3 protein-coding genes and 1 pseudogene are annotated in these 3,932 nt (G+C 62.9%); all 4 read right to left on the bottom strand.

Going from position 1 to position 3,932, the window contains the following annotated elements:
• Positions 1 to 244: 244 nt before the first annotated feature.
• Positions 245 to 1,267: a protein translocase subunit SecF gene (gene secF, locus DBR22_RS18115; RefSeq protein WP_108600157.1), complete on the bottom strand. Its 1,023-nt coding sequence runs from the start codon at positions 1,265 to 1,267 to the stop codon at positions 245 to 247.
• Positions 1,267 to 3,024: a protein translocase subunit SecD gene (secD, locus tag DBR22_RS18110; protein ID WP_108600156.1), complete on the bottom strand. Its 1,758-nt coding sequence runs from the start codon at positions 3,022 to 3,024 to the stop codon at positions 1,267 to 1,269. Before secD ends, secF begins: the two co-directional genes overlap by 1 nt.
• Before the next feature lie 110 nt (positions 3,025 to 3,134).
• The gene (yajC, locus tag DBR22_RS18105) at positions 3,135 to 3,584 is read right to left on the bottom strand and encodes a preprotein translocase subunit YajC (protein ID WP_108600155.1); all 450 of its coding nucleotides are present in this window, start codon (positions 3,582 to 3,584) and stop codon (positions 3,135 to 3,137) included.
• 185 nt (positions 3,585 to 3,769) lie between these two features.
• Positions 3,770 to 3,932, bottom strand: a pseudogene (locus DBR22_RS18100) (Holliday junction branch migration DNA helicase RuvB); the annotation flags it as partial.

The raw sequence follows: 3,932 nt of genomic DNA, 5'->3' as shown, positions 1-3,932 counted from the left end.
CCGGGACTACCTGTCCGGGGCGTGCGGAAGCAGCAAGCCCGGTCTGTGGCCCGTGGCCTGGATTCTCATCCCCGCCTGCGGCTGGCGCCGACGCCGAACGCTCTTCCAATGAAGCACCCCTCACACCTGTTTAATTACCTCAGTCTATTCCCCCGTCAGTTCACTTCTCTAACCGGCGGCTTAAAAGGCGAAGGGCCGGCCGGCGTCGGTATTCCGACGCCGGCCGGCCCGGTAAATATTGGGGTCAGGCCCCTGCCGGGGCAGCCGAAAAGTCCGTGCGGGCAGTGCCCTCGGCGCGCCGGTGCTCGACCCGTTTTGCCTGCTTCACAAGGTCAGGTTCGTTCTGCCGCAGCCACGCATACATCGGCGCCGCAACAAAGATGGTGGCAGCCGTTCCGATCAGGATTCCCACAAACAGTGCCAGGGAGAGATCCCGGAGGGTTCCCGCACCAAGCAGGCCAGCACCGATGAACAGGATGGCACCCACCGGAAGAATGGCAACCATCATGGTGTTGATGGAGCGGACCAAGGTCTGATTCACGGCGAGGTTCACTTCCTCGGCGAAGGTGCGCCGGGTCGACGCCGACAGGTCCACCGTGTTTTCACGGATCTTGTCGAACACCACCACCGTGTCGTACAGCGAATAGCTGAGCACTGTCAGGAACCCGATGATGGCCGATGGAGTGACCTCAAAGTCGCTGAGCGCGTACACGCCCGCGGTAATGAACATCGTGACGAGCATGCCTGCAATGGCCGACATCGACATCTTCCAGGTCCGGAAGTAGAGCGCCATGAGGACCGCCGCGAGGAGGACGAAAACCACCAGGCCGATCAGGGCCTGCTTGGTAACGTCAGCGCCCCAGGTCGGTCCTACGAACGTGGACGTCACCTCGTTGTCCGTAACGCCGTAGGCCGAGGTCAGACCCGCCTTGATCTTGAGGGTCTCGTCCTCGGTGAGTTTGTCGGTCTGGATCCGCATGGTGCTGCCGGCCACGTTGGCCACGCGGGGAATGGCGTCAGGCACTACATCCTGGACCGCCTTCTCCCCTGCGTTGGCATCGGTGGTCTTGACGTTGGAAACCGTGAACTCGGAACCGCCGCGGAATTCGATGCCAAGGTTGAATCCGCCCTTGGCTACCGGGATGAGGATGGACAGGGCCACCGCCACCGCCGCGATAATGAACCAGATTTTCTTGGCTCCCACAAAGTTGTAGGAGCGCTTGCCGGTGTAGAGCTCGTTGCCGAAAGTGGCGAAGCTGCTGGACATTACTTGTTCTCCTTGGCTGCGCCCTTGGAGGAGCCCGTAAGCTGCTCCTGCTTTTCGGCGAGGCGGCGCTCGGCGATGGTCATCCGGCGTTCGGCCTCAGCCGCTGCGCCGGTGTTCTTGGCCCGAACCACGGCGGGCTTGGCCTCGGGTGTCCGGAGGCGCCCTGCACCGCGGTAAAGCGGGACGACGCCGAGGCGCTTGGGGTCAAGGCCGGAGAAGGGGTGGCCTTCGCCGAAGAACTTGGTCCGCGCCAGCAACTGCAGTGTCGGGTGGGTGAACATAAAGACGACGATGAGGTCGGCAATGGCGGTCAGGCCCAGGGTGAAGGCGAAGCCACGGACGTTGCCCACGGCCACAAAGTAGAGCACCAAGGCGGCCAGCAGGTTCACGGCCTTGGAGGCCAGAACAGTGCGCTTGGCGCGCTTCCAGCCGTTTTCGACGGCGGAGACCAGTCCCCGGCCCTCACGCAGTTCGTCGCGGATACGTTCGAAGTAGACAATGAACGAGTCCGCGGTCTGGCCGATTGCCACGATGATGCCTGCGACGCCGGCCAGTGAGAGCCGGTAATTTTCGGTCCACCCAAGGATGGCAATGGCGAGATACGTCAGTGCACCTGCCACCACCAGCGATGCGATGGTGACCAGGCCCAGGGCGCGGTATTGGAAGAGCGAATACACCACCACCAGCAGAAGGCCGATGACACCGGCCAGGAGGCCCATCCGCAGCTGTTCGCCACCCAGGGTGGCCGAGATCTGCTGTTCGCTCTGGATCTCGAAGCTGATGGGAAGTGCGCCGAACCGCAACTGGTCGGACAGCGCCTTGGCCGTCTGCTCAGTGAAGTTACCGGTGATCTGGGGCCGGCCGTCGGTGATGACTGCCAGTGACCGCGGAGCCGAAATGACCTGATCGTCCAGGACAATGGCGAACTGCGCCTTGGGATCGGTTCCGGCTTCGCCGCCTGCGGCAACGTAGAACTCATTCAGGCGCTGGGTGACGTCCTTGAACTTGGCGGTTCCTTCGTCGTCGAACTGGATGTTGACCGCCCACTGGTTCGTGACGGCGCCCTGGGAACCCTGCTGGAGCTGGAAGGAAGACGTGACGATGTTGCTGCCCTTGACCTCAACGGGACCAAGGATGTACTTCAGCGCCGGAGCGGTGGCGGTGGCAGGCTCGCACGTGACCAGCGGCTTGGCGGGGTCCGAGCGTTCCTGCTTGTCCTGGGACGGGTTGTCACAGTCAAGGGTCTCGAACTGGCGGTAGAGCTCAGGCGTAATCCAGTTGGTGTCGCTGCTGTTGGCGGGTTCCGCGGTGGGCTTCGGCAGCTGGTCCTCAGGAGTGAGTGACTCAGCCGGAACGGCCGCACCCGCTCCGTTCAGGATGACCGGGCGGAAGTTCATGTCCGCGGAGGCCTGGATCAGGGCCCGTGTCTGGCTGGACGGAGTACCGGGAAGGCTGACCACAACGTTGCGGCCGGACTGTGTACTGATTTCCGCTTCAGCAACACCGGAGCCGTCCACGCGCTGACGGATGATGGCCACGGCCTGGTTGAGCTGCTCTTCGTTGATGTCCGAACCGCCCTCGACCTTGGGCGCCAGGATCATCTGGGTGCCGCCTTCAAGGTCCAGTGCCAGCTTGGGCGCCCAGCTTGCCTGTCCGGCAACGGTGCCGCCGGCCAGGACGGCGGTCAGCACGGCGAGGATTACGCCGAGCCACACCAGGACCCGCAGGCCTGGTTTCTTAGGGCCAGTTCGTGCCATTGAAAGATCTTTCTCTTATGTACGGAAGAACCACCGCAGGGAGCTGATGCTCCCCCGGCGGCAATCCCCAAGCCGTAGACGTATTGCTAGCGCGTGCCGTACTGCGCGGACTAGATGTCCTTTTTGCCCTCGTCGTTAAGGCGCTTGAGGGTCTCGTCCGGTGTCTCTGCCGTAGCCGACGGAGTAGCTGTTGCCGCCGGGGCAGCTGTAGCCGACGGAGCGGCCGTGGCCGCGGGAGTGCCGGCATCATGGGCGGTCAGCGAGGAAGCATCATCCGGAACAACGGTGGGCTCGTCCTCAGCAACGACGGCAGGCTCCACGATCTTGGTGACGGCCTGGCGGTGAACGGTGGCCAGGTTCCCGGGAGAGAGTTCCAGGACCACCTTGTTTTCGGCGTCATCCATGGAGACGATCCGGCCGAAGAGTCCAAAGGTGGTCATGACCTCAACGCCGGGAGCGAACTGGGACTGCAGCTGTGCCTGCTGCTCCTTGGTCTTCTTGTTCCGGCGGAACATCATGAAGATAAAGACTCCGAGCATTGCGAACAAGACGATGTTCATTGGATCCACAGGGAAGATTCCGTTCTGTACTGGCGTATCGGGTGTTTGGCTGCGTCCGCTTTGTTCCACCTTGGAAGAAAATCGTGCCTGGCAGGCATCGGCTGGTCAGAGCCGCCGGCGGGAACAAAGACCCGAACGTGCCGGGTGTCATACCCAGTCTAAAGGGAAAAGCTGAAAGGACAGGCCTATTCGCTGTTCGGCGCCCATGCGGCGGCGGGCCCGCTGCTTTCCGGGTCCGCTTCGAACAGATCAAGCGGCTCCTGGGCAAAAACCCCGGCCGGGACGGCATAACCCAAATGCGTCCAGGCGGGGGCCATCGCAATGCGGCCCCGCGGCGTCCTGCCCAAC

The sequence above is a fragment of the Arthrobacter sp. HMWF013 genome, assembly GCF_003061105.1.
Taxonomy (GTDB): Bacteria; Actinomycetota; Actinomycetes; order Actinomycetales; family Micrococcaceae; genus Arthrobacter.
This window is presented reverse-complemented; position numbering and strand designations above follow the sequence as displayed.